20 protein-coding genes are annotated in these 19,902 nt (G+C 66.4%); 18 read left to right on the forward strand and 2 right to left on the reverse strand.

Translation table 11 applies throughout. The annotated features are described in order from the left end of the window. The 18 genes from QM590_RS23400 to QM590_RS23485 all read left to right on the forward strand — a co-directional run. Nucleotides 1–853, forward strand: an 853-nt coding sequence (locus QM590_RS23400; protein WP_269596586.1) for a hypothetical protein, incomplete at its 5' end; no start/stop codon positions are given. 94 nt (nt 854–947) lie between these two features. Continuing rightward, on the forward strand, nt 948–1,844 hold the full coding sequence (locus tag QM590_RS23405) for a DUF8176 domain-containing protein (protein WP_243597302.1): 897 nt from the start codon (nt 948–950) through the stop codon (nt 1,842–1,844). Between the two features lie 51 nt (nt 1,845–1,895). Beyond that, nucleotides 1,896–3,584, forward strand: coding sequence for a cutinase family protein (locus tag QM590_RS23410; protein WP_269596585.1), 1,689 nt, complete (start codon nt 1,896–1,898; stop codon nt 3,582–3,584). 32 nt (nt 3,585–3,616) lie between these two features. Beyond that, on the forward strand, nt 3,617–4,255 hold the full coding sequence (locus QM590_RS23415) for a DUF6668 family protein (RefSeq protein WP_243597300.1): 639 nt from the start codon (nt 3,617–3,619) through the stop codon (nt 4,253–4,255). A gap of 36 nt (nt 4,256–4,291) precedes the next feature. Further along, a complete protein-coding gene (locus QM590_RS23420) occupies nt 4,292–4,591 on the forward strand; it encodes a hypothetical protein (protein ID WP_051364808.1) in 300 nt (99 codons plus the stop codon). After that, a complete protein-coding gene (locus QM590_RS23425; protein WP_032386870.1) occupies nt 4,588–4,794 on the forward strand; it encodes a hypothetical protein in 207 nt (68 codons plus the stop codon). The genes QM590_RS23420 and QM590_RS23425 overlap by 4 nt, the downstream gene beginning before the upstream one ends. Further along, the gene (locus QM590_RS23430; RefSeq protein WP_243597299.1) at nt 4,791–5,060 is read left to right on the forward strand and encodes a hypothetical protein; all 270 of its coding nucleotides are present in this window, start codon (nt 4,791–4,793) and stop codon (nt 5,058–5,060) included. Before QM590_RS23425 ends, QM590_RS23430 begins: the two co-directional genes overlap by 4 nt. A 49-nt stretch (nt 5,061–5,109) precedes the next feature. Beyond that, a complete protein-coding gene (locus tag QM590_RS23435; RefSeq protein WP_243597298.1) occupies nt 5,110–5,748 on the forward strand; it encodes a DUF8175 domain-containg protein in 639 nt (212 codons plus the stop codon). Then, nucleotides 5,748–6,587 (forward strand): DUF8175 domain-containg protein, encoded by an 840-nt coding sequence (locus QM590_RS23440; protein ID WP_243597297.1) that lies wholly within the window; start codon nt 5,748–5,750, stop codon nt 6,585–6,587. Before QM590_RS23435 ends, QM590_RS23440 begins: the two co-directional genes overlap by 1 nt. Continuing rightward, a complete protein-coding gene (locus QM590_RS23445; protein ID WP_269596584.1) occupies nt 6,584–8,146 on the forward strand; it encodes a hypothetical protein in 1,563 nt (520 codons plus the stop codon). The genes QM590_RS23440 and QM590_RS23445 overlap by 4 nt, the downstream gene beginning before the upstream one ends. After that, nucleotides 8,143–9,648: an SCO6880 family protein gene (locus tag QM590_RS23450; protein ID WP_068426425.1), complete on the forward strand. Its 1,506-nt coding sequence runs from the start codon at nt 8,143–8,145 to the stop codon at nt 9,646–9,648. The genes QM590_RS23445 and QM590_RS23450 overlap by 4 nt, the downstream gene beginning before the upstream one ends. Nucleotides 9,649–9,701: 53 nt before the next feature. Then, nucleotides 9,702–11,573 carry a putative type IV secretion/conjugal transfer ATPase gene (locus tag QM590_RS23455; protein ID WP_243610842.1) on the forward strand — a complete coding sequence of 624 codons (1,872 nt, stop codon included), beginning with the start codon at nt 9,702–9,704 and terminating at the stop codon, nt 11,571–11,573. Beyond that, entirely contained in the window at nt 11,573–11,914 is a 342-nt protein-coding gene (locus tag QM590_RS23460) for a transposase (protein ID WP_243610841.1), read from the forward strand. Before QM590_RS23455 ends, QM590_RS23460 begins: the two co-directional genes overlap by 1 nt. Continuing rightward, complete coding sequence (locus QM590_RS23465) at nt 11,911–13,539, forward strand: M23 family metallopeptidase (RefSeq protein ID WP_243610840.1); 1,629 nt, start codon at nt 11,911–11,913, stop codon at nt 13,537–13,539. Before QM590_RS23460 ends, QM590_RS23465 begins: the two co-directional genes overlap by 4 nt. A gap of 36 nt (nt 13,540–13,575) precedes the next feature. After that, complete coding sequence (locus tag QM590_RS23470; RefSeq protein ID WP_243610839.1) at nt 13,576–13,974, forward strand: hypothetical protein; 399 nt, start codon at nt 13,576–13,578, stop codon at nt 13,972–13,974. A 73-nt stretch (nt 13,975–14,047) separates the two neighbouring features. Further along, the gene (locus QM590_RS23475; protein ID WP_243597291.1) at nt 14,048–14,194 is read left to right on the forward strand and encodes a hypothetical protein; all 147 of its coding nucleotides are present in this window, start codon (nt 14,048–14,050) and stop codon (nt 14,192–14,194) included. Then, complete coding sequence (locus QM590_RS23480; protein ID WP_243610838.1) at nt 14,191–14,763, forward strand: hypothetical protein; 573 nt, start codon at nt 14,191–14,193, stop codon at nt 14,761–14,763. The genes QM590_RS23475 and QM590_RS23480 overlap by 4 nt, the downstream gene beginning before the upstream one ends. Before the next feature lie 69 nt (nt 14,764–14,832). Continuing rightward, nucleotides 14,833–17,223 carry a DNA topoisomerase III gene (locus QM590_RS23485; RefSeq protein WP_243610837.1) on the forward strand — a complete coding sequence of 797 codons (2,391 nt, stop codon included), beginning with the start codon at nt 14,833–14,835 and terminating at the stop codon, nt 17,221–17,223. 70 nt (nt 17,224–17,293) lie between these two features. Here the strand turns inward: QM590_RS23485 and QM590_RS23490 are convergent, their stop codons facing one another. Both QM590_RS23490 and QM590_RS23495 read right to left on the reverse strand, forming a co-directional pair. After that, complete coding sequence (locus QM590_RS23490) at nt 17,294–17,656, reverse strand: hypothetical protein (protein ID WP_243597288.1); 363 nt, start codon at nt 17,654–17,656, stop codon at nt 17,294–17,296. Between the two features lie 514 nt (nt 17,657–18,170). Then, nucleotides 18,171–19,841, reverse strand: a complete 1,671-nt coding sequence (locus QM590_RS23495) for a hypothetical protein (protein WP_243597287.1) — start codon at nt 19,839–19,841, stop codon at nt 18,171–18,173. Nucleotides 19,842–19,902 lie beyond the last annotated feature (61 nt).

The raw sequence follows: 19,902 nt of genomic DNA on the forward strand, positions 1-19,902 counted from the left end.
AGCTCGGCGTGTCGAACCAAGGACCGGATCAACCGTTATTCAGACAGTCCCGGTCATTGCACCGATCGACGCACCCGAGGGCTACGTCCTCGTCGGCGGCGAGCTCGTCCCGTACGACCCGAACCTGCTCGACCCGAACCTGGTGGAACAGTTCAACAACACCGGAGCCGCCATCCAAGCCGACGGCGGAAACTGGCTCGTGGACAACGGCTTCGCCGACGCACCCCGCGCCGACCGCATCGCCGCCGGCACCGCCACCGGTGTATTGACCGGTGGCGCTGTCGGCCTCGCCGCCTCCGTAGCCCCGGCCGCCGTGATCACCGGCACCGGTGCCGCTATCGGTGGCGCGCTCGGATTGGCGGCGACGACCGTAGCCACACCCGCGGTCATCTGGGCCGGACCGGTGGGGTACATCTTCGTTCCCGGTGCGGCCGCCCTCGCAGGAGCAGGCGTCGGTGCTGCCCTGTCGGCACCGATCGTGCTGGGCCTGACCGGCACCGGCGCTGCCATCGGCGGCATCCTCGGTGCCACCGTGCTCGGCGGCGAGCAGCAAATCATCGAAGAGCCTGCCCCGCTCCCGGCCCCGGCCCCGGTGAGCGTTCCAGCGGTCTCTGCTGCGCCGCTGCTTGTCGAGGCCTCCGGTACCCAGGACACGGTCGACACCACCATCGGGCAGGCAATCAGTGCTGCACCGGTATGGACCGAACCCGCCTACGAGCAGGTTCAGCAGTTCTCCTCGACGGTGCTCGAGCAGCCCGCCGTCGCTGACACGGTAGCCGCGGTGAACACCGCCGTCCCTCCCGTTCTCGACCAGGCGAAAGCAGCACTTGCAGGACTGAACATCGCGGTCTGATGTCCGGGTGCAGCCCGACCACTGCTGGTGGCCGGGCTGCACCCGAAGGTTCGACCCCGTTCGTTCCTCACCTCGACCCTCGGAAAGGCCTGTTGTGGCACCTCGAGACCGCACCACCGACACCGGCGTTGACGACGGCACCGACGACTGGTTCGCCGACCCGGTCGTTGCCGAGACCGACACCGCCGCAGCGGCGTCCGAGTATCCATCCGAACGCAGACTGACGGTCCTGGCAGAGCACCAGGCCGCCGATGTCGATCCGGACGACGACTGGTTCGTCGAGCACCCTACCGACGACATCGCTGTGGACCACCCTGACCGTGGCCCCGCATCCCAGCCAACGGATGCATACGGCTCCTTCGACGAACGGACCTCTCTACTTCGCGCTGGAGGCCCCTACACCGCGCCCACACCTTCGCAGTCCTGGTGGCGACGTCACCGCTCCGCTGTCGCCGTCACGACTGCACTCGCGGTTCTGGTCGGAGGAGGCTTGGGAGCAGCTCTGGTCCTCACCGGCGTCGGTGACGAACCGCAAGCCCCTGCCGCACTGCTGCCCGACGAGATCCTCACCACCACAACGGCTCCGACCTCGACCGCACCCGCAGCGGCCGGTGCCGCCGCAGCCGATGTCACCTGGTGCCGGGGGCAAGCCGACGGTGACCCGGTCACCGAAGACAGCGACGATCCAGGCGCAGTGGCGATCTGGCGGTTCGAGAAGGCCTTCTACTTCGACCGCGACGGGGTCGCCGCCCGCGCCGCAGGGGCACCGGATGCGGTGATGGCGTCCGCACAGCGCCTCCAGACAGGCATCGACCAGCTCGAACCCGACATCGAGTTCTGCGTGCTCGCTGATCCGGTCGACGCGGGGATCTACGACGTCACCGTCGTCGAACGCGGCCCCGGCATCGACGGCCGTATGAGCCGCCAACGGATCACCACCACCAAGACGCAGGACGGCACGACGCTCATCTCCGCCATCGTCCCGCGCTGACCCCCTATGACCAGGCACATCCGCTGGACCCCACTGAAGAAGAGAGAAGCCGTGCACACAACCATCGACCAGGTTCGTCGCCTCACTCCGCGCCTGCTCGCCGCCACCGCCGCGATGACGGTCGCGGTCTCCGCCAGCGGCGTCGCGGCCGCGCAGCCCTCCGCCACACCCACCCCGTCCGGATCGGCGACTACGAGCCAATCCAGCACCGACGGCGACTGCCCGGTGCTGCATCTCGTCGTCGTCCCCGGCACCACCGAGATCGACGAGAACTCCTCTCCCGACGCCGATTCCGGTTTCTTCTCCCGGTTGACCGTTCCGGCGATGCGTGATGCGAACTCCGGTGACGGGCCCGCTCTCGAACGCAGCTACGTCCCGTACCCGGCGAGTTTCGGTGGCAAGCCCGGCGATCGCTCCGCCGTTCCCTACGCCCAGTCCGTCGACATCGGCGTCGAGAACACCACCAAGATGATCTCCGACATCGCAGCACGCTGCCCCGGCACCAAGGTCTTCCTCTCCGGCTACTCCCAGGGCGGCGAGGTCGCCTCCCAAGTCACCCGCGACATCGGAGCAGGATACGGCCCCGTCGACGCCGACCACTTCGCCGGCGCAGCACTGTTCTCCGACCCCACCCGAGCCGAAGGCGAAGACGTCATCGCCGGCGGCGGCTCTACTCCTGCCCCGGCACCGGGAACGAGCGGCGCAGCAGTGGACACCGTCCAACTTGCCCCGGCCGTCGCCGCAGCCGCCCCCGCAGGCGGCGGTATCGCACCGACACCGAAGATCGCAGGATTCGGAGCAGTCTCGGACCGGGTCGCCTCGTACTGCACCGCAGGCGATCTCGCGTGTGACACCCCCATCGACGCCCCCGCCGCCAAGCTCGTTGCCTCCATTGCCGGACAGTCCTCGATGGACACCCGCGACCCCGTCCGGATCCTCACCGACGTCTCCACCGCCGTCGGTCGAACTGCCCTGATGACCGGCGCGTCGGTGATCAACGACAACATCGACTTCGACTCCAAGGCAGGACGATTCGAGGTCAACTCGTCCTCGGAAACAGTGCTGTCGAAGATGGCGAAGTACTCCGACCCCTCCGCCACCTCGACCGACGAGATGATCGACGAAGCGGTCGGTGCGGTCACCAAGATCGCCGGCATGGCCATCGGCGCGGCGATCACCGTCGCCAAGGACGTCATCACCCCCGAGACCATCGGCCAGCTCGCCACCGTCGGGCTCACCAACCCACCCGCAGCCCTCGGCATACTCGCCACCAAGGTGCTGTCCTCGGCGGTCAAGCTCGTACCCCCGGCGACGATCGATTCGGCCGTCGACGTCGCGTTCAAGGAAGTGTCGAACACCATCGACGAGAACGCCGGTCTCGCGCAGCTCGTCACCGACACCTCGTACTGGAACACCGCCACCAAACACGGCTCCTACGACAGTGTTCCGGTCGGATCCCAAGGTGAGACCCCCGTCGAGCTGACCGTGCGATGGATCGTCGCCCTCGCCGCTGACCTGACCGGCGATCAGTCTCTCGCCGACAAGGTCGGGGCAGTGATCAAACAAGGTGCGGCGCTGTTCGCCACCACCGACACCGTCCGCAGCGCCGGGAGCATCCTCGCCGCCCACGCCACCGTCGGAGCCACCGGCACCGCCACAACGACCACAGCGGCCACCACGACGACCCCCTCTGCTTCTGCCGCTGTGCCGACCACCGTCTCACCAACCACCACTCGGTGACCGAGAACGCCGGAGAAGGAGGTGCGCCCGACATGGCCGCACAACCAGCTGAGCACCATGACTACTACCGAGACGACGACGTGTCGGTCACCCCGGCCGGGCTGCGGATACCGCCGCCCTCACGCCGAGCACCGATTCACGACGACCCGGTCGCGGTCAGCGGTCGCCCGCCCGTGATGTGGCTCCTCGCCGCTCACGGGCGCTCCGGCGCAGGCACCCTCGCTCAGATCTGGGCCCCGGCGGGCGATGCTCGCCGGGGCTGGCCCGCAGCCGACCGGCACCGCAATGTCGTCGTCGTCTGCCGCACCGACCGCGCCGGCCTCGACGCTGCCCACGACCTTCTCCTGCAAGCTCAGGCCGGCCTCGTCGGCGACTGCACTCTCCTCGGACTGGTCCTGGTACCTGACGCCCCCGGCCCACTCCCCAAGACCCTGCGCCGATGGGCGGACGTCGTCGCCTCCGCAGCACCAGCGGTGTGGCGAGTCCCGTACGTCGAGGATCTGCGCACCCACAGACAGAACGAACTCGCGATCTGGACACCCACCGAACCCGACCCACCGCCACCCGGCCGGATGCGGGCACTGGCCCCCTCGACGACCAGCCCACACCACGAACTCGCCGCGATCGGGCGGGAGATCTTCACCGCCGCCCGCAATGCGTCAGGCCACTGAACCGCACCCTCTCAACCAACACCCAAGGAGAACACCATGATTGCCAGCCTCACCGCATCGACGACCACGTTCCTCGCGCAGAACATCGGCGATGTCAGCCCCCAAGCACCGGACGGCCCTACCGGGGACAAGATCTTGACCCTGCTGTCCTGGCTGATGTGGGGCTGCATCATCGCTGCCGTCGCCGGGATCATGATCTGTGGCGCGATGCTCGCGTACGAGAAAATCTCCGGCGGAGGCCAAGGCGGCAATGCGACCGGCAAACTCGTCGGCGGACTGTTCGGGTCCATCGTCATCGGTGGTGCCGCAGGCCTGGTCAACATGCTCGTCCTATGACCATCGTGAACTGGACTCTGTGGGGTCTGATCATTGCCTCGATTGTCGGAGTCATGGTTGGCGGCGGTGAGCTTGCGTACGACCAATTCAGGGGCCGCTGGTGTCAGGCCAACCAGCGGGCCATCGGACTGCTGTATGTGTCGATTCTGCTCGGATTCGTTGCTGGAGTGGCGAATACAGTGGTCACGGCGGCGATGACATGAACACCGTCGTGCTCGCGCAACCACCGACCTCACCGGTCGAGTGGCCCGACGAGGTGTGGCAGCCGATCATGACCGGCTTGTCGTGGCTGCTGTGGTTCGCCATCATCGCCTGCATCGCAGCGCTGTTCGTGTGCGGGGCGGTGTTCGTCAACCAACGCAAATCCACCGGCACGCAGATGGTCGAGGACGCCACCCTGGCTCGCATCCTGATCTGCGCTGCGATCATCGGCTCCGCATCCGGCATCGCCCAAGCCGTCCTCGCCTGAGTCCAATCCTACTGCAAACGCACCGAATTCAACCGAAAGGCATCTCTCGATGACCGTCTCGCGCACACTCCGGATCGCCGCAGCCGCAGCGACCGTCCTCGTTCTCGCTGCGTGCGGATCCGACAACGACGACAACCCGGCCACCGGGGCGGTCAATCCGGCACCGGACCTCCGCTCCGCTCCGGCCGAGCTGACCTGGCGCGAGATCGCAGGGGTATCGGTGCCGACATCGCGGGTCGACGGGCCCGCCACCGGGACGTCGGTGAACCGCAGCGGCTACTCCCAGACCCCGCAAGGTGCGGTCCTGGCCGCCATCATCGGCCAGACAGCACTCGCCGTCGCCGACGACCGGGCATGGCCGGAGGTGGTCAACACCGTCACCGCACCCGGGCCCGGACGTGACGAGTTCGCGGCCGCACGCGCCGCCGTCACCGTTTCCGGATCCGTTCCGGCCGACGCTGCACCGAGGTTCGTCGGGTTCGAGGTCACCGACTACACGGACAACCCACTCTCGGCGGCGGTGTCGGTGGCTCAAACCATCGGCGGCGACGACCAGCTCTACGCCTACCCCGTTGCTCTGCAGTGGATCGCCGACGACTGGCGCATTGTCCTGCCGACCACCGAAGAGAACATCGATGCGGTCGAGCTGGACTCGCTCGACGGCTTCACCACGTTGGAGCACAACTGATGAGCGCCCTGACACGCAAACTCCTCATCGGCCTCGCCGTATTCGTCGTCGTCGCGGTCGTCGGCGCGATCGTCTTCGTCATCCCGAACATGAACGACGACGACACCCCGCCGACGACCGCTGGTCCACCGCCGACGACAGCAGCACCTGCCACCGGTGGCTCCGAGCTCGACACCGGCGCGGAAGGGTTCGGTGTTCCCGACGCGGACCTGTCCGGGCGCACTGTGATGGTCCCGAACAACCCTGCCGGCCAACCATTGCCGCAGCGTGAGCCGACCGGGCCGCGTGTCGAATGCACGAATGACGGCCGACCGGTGACGTCCCCGGAGTCGATGATGATCCAACGCAACTTCGGTGTCTCGACCCTGTACTCCGAGACGGATGGTCCGTCGTACATCGACGGCCTGGTCCTCGCCGGCTACACCCGCACCCCGCAAGGCGCGGCACTGGCCGCCGCTAACTTCCTACCCCGCGGCCTCGCGGGCGGACCCGTGGCTGTCGAATCCACGGAGAAGCTCACCCTGATACCTGACGAGAAGATCGGTACCCAGGAGAAGAAAGAAGCAGAACTCGCGAAACCGGTCAACACCGAGACTGTGGCATTGCGGGCACCCATGGCGTTCAAGATCCTCTCCTGCACGGACAGTTTCGCCGTCGTCGAGCTCGCTCAGATCCGCGATGTCGATGACGCCGGTAGACGGATGCAGAACCCGACCTACACAGGACTGCGCCTGAATATGGCGTGGGATGGTGGCACCTGGAAGGTCAGCAAACTCGACGGTGCCACTACTGGCGGCCCGTACAGCTCGCTCGATGGTTTCACCCGGTGGGCACTGTGACCCGCACAGCGGCCTTCGCCGCCCGCGCTGTCGTCATCGCACTGCTCTCACTGATCGCGGTAGTCGGGGCCAGCGGACTCGCCCACGCCCAAGATCCGACACCGGCACCCACACCGAATCTGACCGAGCAGATCAACCCCGACGCCGACGGCAACGACTTCCAGCAACAACGCCGCGAGTGCGTTGCCGAAGGCTCGCCGGTCCTCGGTGACGGTTGGCTCAACGACGCACTCGAGGGAACCGCCGTGGGCGGCTTCATGGACGAGGCACTGTGCCTGGACAACGCGTTCACCGATCACCCCGGCGACGCGTTCTCCACCGCCGTCGACTCCACACTCTCGACATTCTGGGGTGACCCGGTCGGGGACTTCGCCAAATCGGTGATGGAAGGCAACACCCAAGCATTCCGGTCGGTGATGACGTTCTGGATGTCCTCGGGCATTCCGGGCCTCGCCGCCGAGAACGCCATGTCGGGCCTGCGCAACATCATCTCCGGATTCACCGTGGTCGCCTTGTTCGCCTCGATCGTGATTGCGATGATCAAGCTCGCGATCGCCCGCAAACAAGCGGTGATGGAAGGGGCCACCGAGACCGCGACCATGTTGGTGCGCACCGTCGTCACCGTGTCACTGCTGCCGATTCTGGTGTTGATGTTCCATCAAGGCGGCGACATCGCCTCTGCATACGCGCTGGAGAAGTTCGTCGGCGGAGACCTGAACGAGAAGATCACTGCCATCACCGCGTTCGACGACAAGACCGGCCTCGGCCCGATCCTCGCGCTCGCCTGCGCTGGGTTCGCATTCCTCGGGTCGGTCGCCCAATTGATCGCACTGTTGATCCGTGAGGCGGTGCTGTGCGTCGTCGTGGCCGTGATCCCGCTCGCCGCTGCCGCGTCGGCCACCGGCACCGGGCGCAGCTCCTACAAGTCGATGATTGCCTTCACTCTCGGCGCGTTGCTGTTCAAACCGGTCGCGACGCTGCTGTACCTGTTCGCGTTCTGGGCGTCGTCGGCGTCGAGCTCGGATCAGATCGCCACCGTCATCATCGGCTCCGTCCTCCTGGCGATAATCGGGTTCTCCCTACCCACCTTGATCAAGATCGTCGCTCCCGCAGCGGACACCATCTCCGCCGGTGGCAGGGAGGTCGGTCAGCTCGGCGCAGCAGGCGGGGCGGTGATGGGTGCCGGTGGGATGGCTGCATCGCGTGCCCTCGGCTCGGTCGCGAACTCCGTCGGCGGATCCTCGGGTGGCGGCAAGGGCGGGTCTTCGGGTGCGGCCGGTACCGGCGCACGTTCGTCTCCCGGTTTCCAGGGCCGCTACAACGGTGGAGCGAGTCCCTCGCACGCGGGCGCATCGTCCGGGCCGATGGGCGCAGCCCGCAGAGTCGGAACGGCCGCTGCATCGGCCGGCCGCACCGGTACCTCGGCAACCCTGCGCGGCGCAGCAGGGGCACTCAAAGCTGCGGGCACCGTAGGCCGCACCGCAGGCTCGGCCTCGACCACTCTCGGCTCGGCCGCTGAAGGCGCAGTCGGCAACTACCACGGACGGATTCAACGATGAGCGCGCAGCTCGAAGCCCCGTACGAGCCGCCGATCTATTCGGCAGGTAACCGGCCGCAGAGCACGTTCGCGTTTGGCCTGCCGACGAAGGTCATTGCCTACGGTGCAGGGTTTTTCGCGGTCTCGTTCGCAGTCCTGATCTTCGTCCACGTCGTCGTTGGACTGGCTCTGATGGGTGTCGGCGCGCTCATCCTCACCCCTCTGGTCATCGCCCCGAACGGCCGAACCCTTTACGAGACAGGACAACTGAGAATGCAATGGATGCGGCGTAAGCACATCGACAAGTCCACGGAGTACCACGCCGGACCGCACTCGAGGATCCCTGGTGGCCGCTACAAGCTCCCTGGCCTGCTCGCCCGCACCAAGGTCTACATGGGAATCGACCGTCACGGCAACGAGTTCGGGATGATCCACAACCCCGACGATCACCGCTACACCGTCGTATTCGATGCCCTCCCGGGCGGTGACGAAGCGATCGTCCAGCGCGACAAAGACCTCTACACCGCAGACTGGGGCGTCTACCTCGCCGACCTCGGACTACCCGGCGACATCGTCGGAGCTGTGGTGGTGGTGGAGAACATCCCTGCCACGGGCCTGCGCCTGGCACGGCGCGCCGAACACGAACTCGTCCCCACCGCACCGCCGCTGGCTGCGTCGTTCGTCGAGCAGTCCGCCGTCCGGATGCCCTCGGGTCGCCACCGCACCCTGGCACGGCTGTCGATCACCTTCCGCGCCACCACCCGCGAACGCCAGAAGGACCCCGAAGAGATGGCCACCGAACTGGCCCGCCGTCTGCCGGATCTGTACGAGTCGCTCTCCGGTGCCGGGATCGACGCCCAGCCGATGACCGCCGCCGAGATCACCGCGGCCGTGCACCGCTCCTACAACCCCTCGACCGAGAACGACTTCGAGGAACTCGAAATCTCCGGCGAAGAGCATGGCGTGGACTGGGACGACGCCGGACCGGGACGCGCGAAGACAGAGTGGGGTCACTACCGCCACGACGGCGGTGTCTCGGTCGTGTGGGAGATGGCTGCACCGCCGGAATCGGTGTTCACCGACACCGTCCTCAAACCGCTGCTGCAGCCGCACGACGACATCCCCCGTAAGCGATTGACGCTCGTCTACCGCCCCTACACCGCCGGGGATGCCGCGAAGAAGGTCGACAAGCAACACCGAGACGCCCTGCACGCGATCAACTCTCGCGGCAACAAGATCACCTCCGCCGGGTCGGAGAAGCGCCACGAGATCGCCGAGCAGGCCCGCCGCGAGATGGTCTCCGGAGCCGGATACGAACGCTATTCGGCACTGCTGACGATCACCGTCGGATCGGTCGAAGAAATTGCGAACGCGGCCGCCGTCACCGAATCACTCGCTGCCCGCTCCCGCCTGCGACTGCGGCGTGCGTTCGCCTTCCAGGACGCCGCGTTCGCCGCCGGTCTCGGCGTCGGAGTGCTCCTGCCCGATCAGATCTCCACTTCGATCCTCGTGCGCCGCAGCTAGAGCGCCGCCGACCGCATCCGGCCCACCCCTGCCCGAGAAAAGAGACACTCACGATGACGACGACCGACCACCGCCCGCGCAGGGACTACGACCCTCGGTACGACGAGGCCAGGTCCGACGAGCCCGACCTGTACGAGACGTCAACGCCGCAGCCGTCGGCGTTCGTGCGGTGGATCATCGGCGACACCGACTACGCCGAGCTCGCCGCCCTCATCGCCACCGGCGACGCCGAAGAGCCCTCCGCTCTTTCCCGGCGCGGCCTCGGGCTGACCCGGTGGCGCAACGACCACCCACGGGCCGAACAAGCCGTCCACGAGGCAGCGGGAGACCCCTGGTGGCGCGCAGCACTGTCGTCGAGCGCACGCGGCCTCAAAGGAGCCGGTGGTGGCCGGATGTCGACCGTCCCGGCCCCGATCGAGTACGAAGCGACCTCGGTGCAGATGTGCGGGCTCAACCCGTGGGCGATCGGCGCGGCCGCACCCTCGGCGGGCACCATCGTCGGTCAGCACGCCATCACCGGCAACGCCGTCTCCTGCGATCCGTTCGCGTACTTCCGCGACAAGCTCATCGGAAACCCGTCGATGTTCGTTCTGTCCCTGCCCGGCCTGGGGAAGTCGACGCTGATCCGCAAGATCCTCCTCGGGGCGTGCGGATGGGGGCAGACCCCGATCGTCGCCGGCGACATCAAAGGCGAGTACGTAAAGCTCACCCACCTGGTCGGCGGGCAGGTGATCACCCTCGGCCACGGCGGTGGACATCTCAACCCCCTCGCCGCCGGAGCCCTCGGGCAGGCCGTCGTCCGCGCGATCGCCGCCCGCAACGCAGAAACCGACCCCGATCGCATCGCCGAGCTCGACGAGCTGATCGACGTCGCCACCATCACCATCTCCACCCGCCAGATCAACGCCGTCTGCGCCCTGGTCGAGCTGATCCGCTACGACACCCACTCGGTGAAAGCCTTCGAGAACTCCCTGATCGGTATCGCGCTGCGCGAGCTGTACGCCGACGGCGGATTCTCCTACACCCACCCGCCGCTGCTCAAAGACCTCTACACCCGCATCGACGCCGGCTCGGCAGACATGCTCCAAGCGGCCTACAAGACCGATCGCGAGGGCTACCGCGAAGCCATCACCGAACTGATGCAAGCCCTCGGTGCACTGACCTCAGGCCCACTCGGAGACATCTTCGCCGACCACACCACCGAACCGATCGACCTCGACGCACCGATGATCTGCATCGACGTCTCATCCCTCGACCGGGGAGACACCACCCTCAAAGCGGCCGTGATGCTCTCCTGCTGGGCCGACGCCTACGGCACCGTCGAAGCTGCACACCTGCTCGCCGACGCAGGCCTGGACCGCCAACGCCTGTTCCTGATGGCACTCGACGAGCTGTGGCAGGTCATCGGTGCCGGACCGGGCATGGTCGCCCGCGTCAACGAGATCACCCGCCTCAACCGCACCGACGCGACCGGGCTGCTGATGATCACCCACACCGGCCGTGACCTCGAAACCCTGCCCACCGAAGCCGACATCAAGACCGCGAAGGGCTTCATCGACCGCGCCGGCATGGTCGTGTGCGGGGGACTGCCGATCGGCGAGGTCGAGCGCCTGTCCGGGGAGCTGAAGTTCACCGACGCCGAAGCAGGGATGGTCACCTCCTGGTCGCGCGGGGCAGCGCTACGCGGGTCCGAACGGCGCACCGTCCGCAACCCGATCGGGCGCGGGAAGTTCCTGATCAAGGTCGCCAAGGACAACACCCCCGGCATCCCCATCCAGACGGTGCTCACCGACGTCGAATACGACACCGGAGTCCACGACACCAACGCCCGCTTCGCCGAGTACTTCGCCGGCGGCCAGCACCACGCCGCCGATACCGACGACGCCCATTACGCGCACGACACGGCACTGGTCGGAGCGCAGTGATGACCGCCGAGTACCCCCGCGCCGAATACCCGGCGCAGACCCGCGCGTGGGCGCTCGATCAATACGAGAAGTCGCGACACAACTACTCCTCCCGCGCCGAATGCGTTGCCGCCTTGGCTGTCTCGATCGGGGCACACGAGAACACCGTGGCCCGGTGGATCAAGGACAAGTACGGGCCCTCGCGTCGCCCCGCAGCGGACGAGGTGACCGCACGACTTCGTGCCGCCGAGGAGGAGATCACCCGACTGCGGTCGGAGAACCGTTCCCTCACCGAGCGTTTGGCCGCCCACGCCCCGCGATCGATCGTCGCGGAGTCGATTTCGGCGGCGGCGGCGTTGTGAAAAAAGGCGGCGCGATCGCCCTCGCTGTGGTGCTCGCACTGTCACTGTTCGTGGTCCTGTTCGTCACCACCGGTGTGCGCGAGGAAGTGCCGACCGATTGTCTTCCCGGGAAGGGCATTTCCTCTGCTGCAGGCGGGGTTCCGGCCGGGTCGTTCTCCAAGCCGGTCAAGACCACCGAATCGACCGTGTCGAGCCCGTTCGGGACGCGATGGGGCACCAACCACAACGGCATCGACCTGGCAGGTCCGGTCGGGACACCGATCTACGCCTACGCCGACGGCGTCGTCTCGAAAGCCGGACCCGCCGACGGGTTCGGCATGTGGATCGTGCTCGATCACAACATCGACGGCGCGGTCGTCTCCACCGTCTACGGCCACATGTTCCCCGACGGTGTGCTGGTGAAGGTCGGGGACCGCGTCACCGCCGGTCAGCACATCGCCGACATCGGCAACAACGGACAGTCGACCGGCGCGCACCTGCACTTCGAGTACCACCCCGGCGGCTGGGCACCGGGCAACGCGATCGACCCGCAACCCTTCTACGACGCCGCCGCCGACCCCGGCACCGGAGCGACCGGCCAGAGCCCACTCCCGTCGACGAGCACCCCGACAACCCCCGCACCGTCGACCGGCGGCTCCGCCGAGATGGCAGCACTGCCCGCCAATGTCGGCTCCGAGGAGCACTTCCAGGTCGACACGGTCCGCGTCGCCCGCGCTGTGCACGCGAAGTTCCCGCAGATCACCACCATAGGTGGGTGGCGCGCCGACGGTGGGGGATTCGACGACCACCCCTCCGGCCGGGCCGCGGACATCATGATCGACAACTGGCCCTCCGAGGAAGGCAAAGCACTCGGCGACCAGGTCAAGGACTACCTGTGGAGCAACCGCGACTACCTCCAGATCGAATACATGATCTGGCGACAGGAATACATCCCCTCCCAAGGTGAACCGAACACCATGGAGGACAGGGGATCTCCCACCCAGAACCACTTCGACCACGTCCACGTCACCACCGTCGGCCACGGCGCACCGGCACCCGGGCAGACCTACGGGCCCGTCCCCGGCGGCGGCGGATCCGCAGCGAAGGCGACCGGGAACTGCACCACCGCACCCGGTGCCGGTCTCGGTGATCACGGAGATCTCGCCGCCGGCCAGATCCCTCCCGAGTTCGAGCCGTGGCTCGCTCTGTCGTCCGCTCAGTGCCGCGAAGTCTCTCCCGCGATCCTCGCCGCTCAGCTCAAACAGGAATCCGGCTTCACACCGGGTCTGACCAGCCCGGCCGGGGCCGAAGGGTATGCGCAGTTCCTCCCCGGAACGTGGGCGTCGTTCGGTTTCCCCGTCGACGATCAGGGCGTGGTCACCGGAGCTGCGGGGGAGGGCGATCCCAACGACATCGGCGATGCCGTCATGGCGCAGGGACGCTACAACTGCTCGGTCGCCGACACCCTACGGCCGGGTATCGAATCCGGCTCTATCACCGGCGATCCCGTGGAGCTGATGCTCGCCGGATACAACGCCGGCCCAGGAGCGGTCCAACAGTTCGGCGGCGTCCCGCCCTACTCGGAGACCCAGAACTACGTCACCACCATCACCGCCACCGCATCCGACTACGACCTGGCCCGATAGCCGCCACCGACCAATGCTCGACGGAAAGGCCCACTCATGAGCACCGCGCCGACACGCACCAGCCACCACCTGACGTCCCACGATCGGCATCGAGCACTGACAGCCCTTGCTCTGACCTCGGTCATCGTATGGACGGTGTGGGCTGTTCCCGTCGCCCGATTGATCCTGGAGTCGATGATCACCACGATCGAGGACAGCGGCCGCGCCGCGGCGACCAGCGACGTTCTCGCGCATGGTTGGTGGGCCGTCATTGCCGTCACCGCGGCGATGACCATAGGCAGCCTCATCGCTGTCGCCGACGCCTCTGCGCGAGCGCAGAACTGGACTGTCACTGCGCTCCGCAAAGCCATCCACGTGGCGGCGACCGCGCTCGTCATGTGGGCGATCTGGACGGTGAGCGTTGTCGCCGGAGCAGGAGTCCCCACCGTCGGCTAGCGCGGCACACAACCACATTTGTTGTCGGTGGCCACCAGGACACTGGCACCATCACAGACCAAGGAGCACAGATATGGCACAGATCCTCCACAACCGCCAGGCGGATGCACCGATCGTCGATTGGCTCGAAGTCATCGCCAAAGCCGCTGCGCTGGGCCAGATCTGCGACACCGACGCTGAGTCAGCGAACGACTCCGACTCGCAGGAGCACACGAGATGAGCCGAAGAGCAGGCATCGTGTTCGCGTGTCTCGGTCTCGTCGGGGTGGTCGCCATTGCCGCTCTGGTCGTGTTCGTGTTCCGCGGTTCGGACACACCGCCACCACCGGGCACGGACGCCGGGATCGCCATCGACCCGTCGGCCACCGACCCGGTCGGCGTCGCGACGTCGGTGATGTCCGGTGTGTTCACCTGGCAACCGGCAGTGCAGGATTCACCGTGGGATGCCCTGCACGCCCAGCGCGACAACGTGACCGGATCGATGGCCACCGCCGCCGCCACGCCACCCGATCCAGCCCCGCAGCCGATCCCGGAGTGGTCGGCATGGGCACGCAGCGGAGACGTCGTCACCGCCGTCGCTCGACCGGACACCAGCGTCTACGCCGACGGCACAGCCGCCGAGATGGACGGTGACAACCAGTCCACCGTGGCTGTCGTCATCGACCGCGTCGTCCAACACCGCAGCGGTGAGATCACCCCGTTCACCGGCTACACCGGAGCCGTCGACCTCGAACGCACCGCTGACGGCTGGAAGGTCGCGAACTATCGCCTCGTCAGCGCAGGCCTCTAGCCCGACCGGCCACCGGCAACACCCTCGCTGTCCACACGCCGCACGCACCGCAGAGAAGGATCTATTGTCATGGGAAAAGTCGGAATCCTCACCGAAAAGCCCTCCGCAGCTCGCAACTTCGCCGCCGCACTGGGCGGTATGAGTGGCACGTTCGCAGGCACGGAGTACGTCATCGTCCACGCTCGCGGCCACCTGCTGGAGTTGAAAGACCCTTCCGCGATGGTGCCCGCGCCTCTCACCGACAAGTACAAGAGCTGGGAGCTCGAATATCTCCCGTGGAACGCCGACGACTTCCGCTGGGAGCGAGAGATCCGGCGCCGGGTGTCCGGCGGCAAGCTGGTCACCGATCCGGACGCGAAAAGCTTGCTGCAGGACCTCAAGACAGTGCTCTCGGAGTGCGAGAGCGTCTGCAATGCAGCCGATCTCGATCCGACAGGTGAAGGCTCACTGCTGGGCTGGGAGATCGTGGAGTACCTGGGCCTCGAGAACAAGAAGCTCGAACGCATGGAGTTCCTGGACGAGACACCGGCATCGCTGCGTAAGGCCTTCACAGCCCGTCGCCCGGTCACGGCGATCGCTGCCGAGGGCGACTACCGCAAGGCCGACTTCCGGTCGAAGTGGGACATGCTCTCGATGCAGTTCACCAGAGTTGCGACCAAGACGACCGGGGCGAGCACGGTACTGCGTAACGGGCGGCTCAAGTCCGCGATGGTCGTGATCGTCGGTGACGGGCTCGACGCGCACCACGGATACGTCAAGAAGGCGTTCTACGAGAACCGGTTTCGGGACGAGAACGGCGTGACGTACACCGACCCCGAGGTCGATCGATTCGAGAACGAGAACGATGTTCCCGGCGGCCTTCAGTCGTCACCGGTCGTCCACGACGGGACCACACGCAAGAAAACGGGACCGCCGAAACTGATGGACCTGGCCGGACTGTCGTCACTGCTCGCGAAGAAGGGCTTCGGGGCGAAGAACGTTCTCGACACCTATCAGAAGATGTACGAGGCGCAGGTGGTGTCCTACCCGCGTACCGAGGACAAGTTCATCTCGATCGAGCAGTTCAACGAGCTGCTTCCATCGGTCGACGCGATCGCCGGTGTGGTGGGCGTGGATCCGGCGGCGCTGAGCCATCGCGGCCCACGTACGAGCCACGTCAAGTCCGGTGGCGCGCACGGTGCCAACCGTCCGGGGCCCAACGTACCGCCGAGCCTCGCGGCAGTGGAGAAGGCCTACGGCGAGCTGGGTCGGGAGATCTACGAGCTCCTCGCGAAGAACTACCTGACGATGCTCGCCCCCGATTACGAGTACGACCAGCATCGCGGCCACGTCGAGAAGTACCCGAGCTTCGTCGGCTCGCTGAATGTGCCCGCAGTGCTCGGATGGAAAGGTGTGTTCGTCGTCGAGGAGGAGGACGGCGGCGAGCGCGACGAGCAACCCACTGGTGCGACGGCGTTGGGTACTATCGCGGACCCGTTCGTCCACGAGGGCTTCCCGCCGCGGCCGCCGCATCCGACGATGGGATGGTTGATGAAACAGCTCGAGAAGCGGAGCGTAGGTACCGGCGCGACCCGGACAAGCACCTATGCCGAGGTCACGAACAACTCGGGCGGCAAGGCCTTGATGATCGAGAAGCGCGGCAAGATCACCCTCAGCGCGATCGGTGAACTCAACCATCGGATCCTGCCGGGCACGCACATCGGGGATCTGACGATCACCGAGCAGGTCTTCGAGCAGATGGCGCAGATCGAGGCCGGAACCGGCAAGGCAGCCGACTATCTTTCCCTCGTGGCGGATCTGGTGCGCCGCGACCTCGCGACGATGACGGCGAATGCGAGGACGTTGTCCGGCGAGCTCACCGCACGGATGGGCAAGGCCGGGGTGACCCGAGAAGCGATGGAGATGATCGAGCTGCCACCGGAGCTGCATTTCACCCACGCAGGCACGGTCGTGACCCGCGCCAAGCGGGTCTTCGGCGGCCACCGGTTCACCGACACCGAAGCAGCGGCACTGCTCGCCGGCCGGGTCATCGAGATCGTCTCGACGAGCGCGAAGTCGGGAAAGACGTTCACCTGCACGGGAAAGCTCGAACCAGGCGTGAGGGAGAAAGACGGCAAGCAGTACCCACACGTGAGCTTCAACCCTCGATTCGAGGAGCGTGCACCTCGGACCGATCTGGTCAGTGGAGTGTGGAAAGGCAAGCCGGTGACGTTCAAAGGTCGCGGATGGGGTGCCAACGAACACTGGCGGGGTAAGGACTTCACCGATCAGGAACTGGAGAAGCTATTGGCCGGGGAGACCATCGAATTCGACGCCACGAGCAAGACAGGTAAGACGTACCGGGCCCGAGGCGCACTGGCCGCAGGTACGTACCAGGGCAGCAAGACATTTGGATTCAAGCTGAAGTTCGAGGACCGCAAATCCACCGCAGGCACCAAGAAACGCACCGTGCGTCGGTAAACGGGTGCCGCAGGACAGCAGCGGGGTCGTACGCCTGCACCCATCGGGGAAAAGAGTTCGAGCGGCAGGTTCAGAAGAAGGTCAGCTGCGCCTCGTCGACGCGGACACGTCCGGGCTTCGTCCGGAGGGGTCGTACCGGGGGAGCGTGCCGAGCCGGCACCGCCGGTGCGGAACCTTCGGCGATGCCGAGTTCGGCGCACGCGCGGCGCGCCAATTCCTCTCGTACACGCGATCTTTCGGCCACGCGCGCACGTCCGATCACAGTGTCTCGGGCACTCCACTCCAACTCCCACGCCGCCGATCCCGGAGGCGGCGCGCCCACAGCGCGATCGGTCACCCGATCGAGGAGTTGATCGATCCTGTCGATTACCACCTGCGCAAGCTCGTCGAGCACACGCTCAGGCACCGTGGCCACGCACTGGTTGTCGCTCACACCCGACACTGTAGAGGCGGGCACTGACGAATATGCTGCAGGGCAACCTGCCTCATGAAACTAGTTGCGGCACAGTGCCTGAATGCCATGGTGACGCTTCCTCATACTGATCCAGCACCATCGGACCGTGAGCGCTCGCGCCGATCTTGGCGGCGCGTTACGATTCGGTCAACGTCGACCGTATAAGACGGTCAATCCGCTACCCGTGCGGCTCCCGCCGGCTATGTCGTTGCTCGGGCGTTGCTTGCGCAGACGATGAGCGAGCTCGGTCAAGACGAGGTGCGCCAACTCGACAAACAGCAGTCTTTGCCTGTGATTCGAGACAATCGCACACACGCTGTCGAGACCGGCGAAGCCACACCTGTTCCTGTCGCAGCAAGAGCTGACCTTCTGCTCAGCGTCTGCAACGCGGTACCGTCCATGGCCATCATCGGTGACTCCGACCGAGCTGTCGATATTTCCTATCCTGTCTGCGACGGCGTCACCCCTGGCATATCTGACCGTTACGGTCGTTCTACCAGTCCAAGGTGGGCGCAATTAGTTCGCCGACGATCGCTGCGCTGACCGGTTCCGGCCGCGTCTGCGTCCACGCGGCGGTGCACACGTCGAGGTGGTTGTAGCCGGTAACCGCGATGGTGCGACCGTCGGTGGGTGCGTTTGCTTGCTGCAGCCCGTCTGCGAAACCGGAGTCCGCGCCGTCCAGGTAGAGGATGGGGCGGTCGGGCATGGTCAGGACGGGAGCGAAGTTCTGCAGGTCCGCTGTGCGGTCTCCGGAGTTGAGAGCGAGCAGTTCGAGCAGTAGTCGCAGGGGGAAGTTCCACTCGATGCCGTCGACTACCGGGTTCGCCATCAAGCTCGCCAGTTGTCGTATGTCGGTGACTTCGCTGTCGGGAGTGGTGTACGTGATGCCGTCGCGGGTCTGAAGTCCGCTGGTGGGGATGCGGTCGTAGGGCAGCCAGGTGATTGGGCCGTCGATGGCAACGGGGGCGACCATCGTGTTCCCGCCGACGAGACCGGTGTAGATCTGCGGCAGCTGGGCGGGGAGAACGAGGTTCTTGAGGTCGGCGGGCGTGCCGAATCCGCCGATGCTGCTGCGTAAGTAGCCCAGTGGTTGGGTGTTGTCGTCGAGCACGAGTCCCAGCAGCGCCGCGTTGGTGATTCGAGTGCGGGAGATGTCGGGTTCGGCGCGGAGAAAGTCGACGACGGTGGGGGATATCAGCGCTTGTGCAAGTAGCTCGTTGAGGAGGTCGTCGGGGATGGTGCCCACGATCGTGGACTCGGCATCGGGGGCAAGGTCTGCAGCGGAAGCGATGCTCGCCGCCAAGCCCAGGGCGCGGTTGAGCAGCGGGATCGTCGGTAGAACGCCCGTCGCGGGGGTGAGGGCATTGAGTCCGATGCCCAGTGAGTCGATGGCGTCGAACAATGCAGAGCCGGTGGTGGCGAAACGAGAGTCGAGGGAGAAGTATCCGGCGCAGGGTGCGGCGAGGGCTCCGTTGACGTCGAGCCGATTGGCTTGTGCCCCGGCGATGAGGGCTCCGAGGGAGTGTCCTCCGCAGAAGAGTTTGCTCGACCTGAACTGCTCTGGGAGCTGGTCGGTGATGACTTGTTGGTCGCGAAGAGTTTGCTCGATGCCGAGCAGACTCGTCACGGCGATGTCAGGATCGAGGGGGGCTTCGATGCGCGCGTTGTCCTGTAGGTAGTACTGCGCTGCAGCATCTGGATCGTTGTTCTGTTTTGCGCGCTCGAGCCCGGTGGGGTCTTCGAGACAGTTCGCTCGGCGGTCTATGACCCACACTTCGATGTTGCGGCCCTGAAGGGCCGCTGCGCGCACGGTGTTCGAGGCGAACGGTGCCAACATTCCTGCGCCTTCGTACACCCCCGGTTGGGTGATGAGTACTGCATCCGACTTCTCCGGATCATCTGGGCCCGAACCGGATTTGACGCGGAGGTAGCCCAGGTTCTGGCAGGCATCGGGGATTGCTATGCCGCTGGGCCCGAGGGGTGCCGAAACAGTGACGTACGTGGTCTCGACGTTCGGCGCTGCGGTGGGCCCCATGTCGTAAGGCTCGATGAAAGCAAGGCTGGTCGGCGCGGCGGCGGCAGTCGGTGCCGATGTCACCGCGATGGCCACGGCCACAGCGATCGCGCAGACCGGTCGCAGGACGGAGAGGGGGCGTGCAGTCATGTCGGTCCTTGTTCGTTGCCGGACCGGACCGGTCCGGTCTGTGGCGGCAGGCCCCCGCGCT

The sequence above is a fragment of the Rhodococcus sp. IEGM 1372 genome (assembly GCF_030056835.1).
Taxonomy (GTDB): domain Bacteria; phylum Actinomycetota; class Actinomycetes; order Mycobacteriales; family Mycobacteriaceae; genus Rhodococcoides.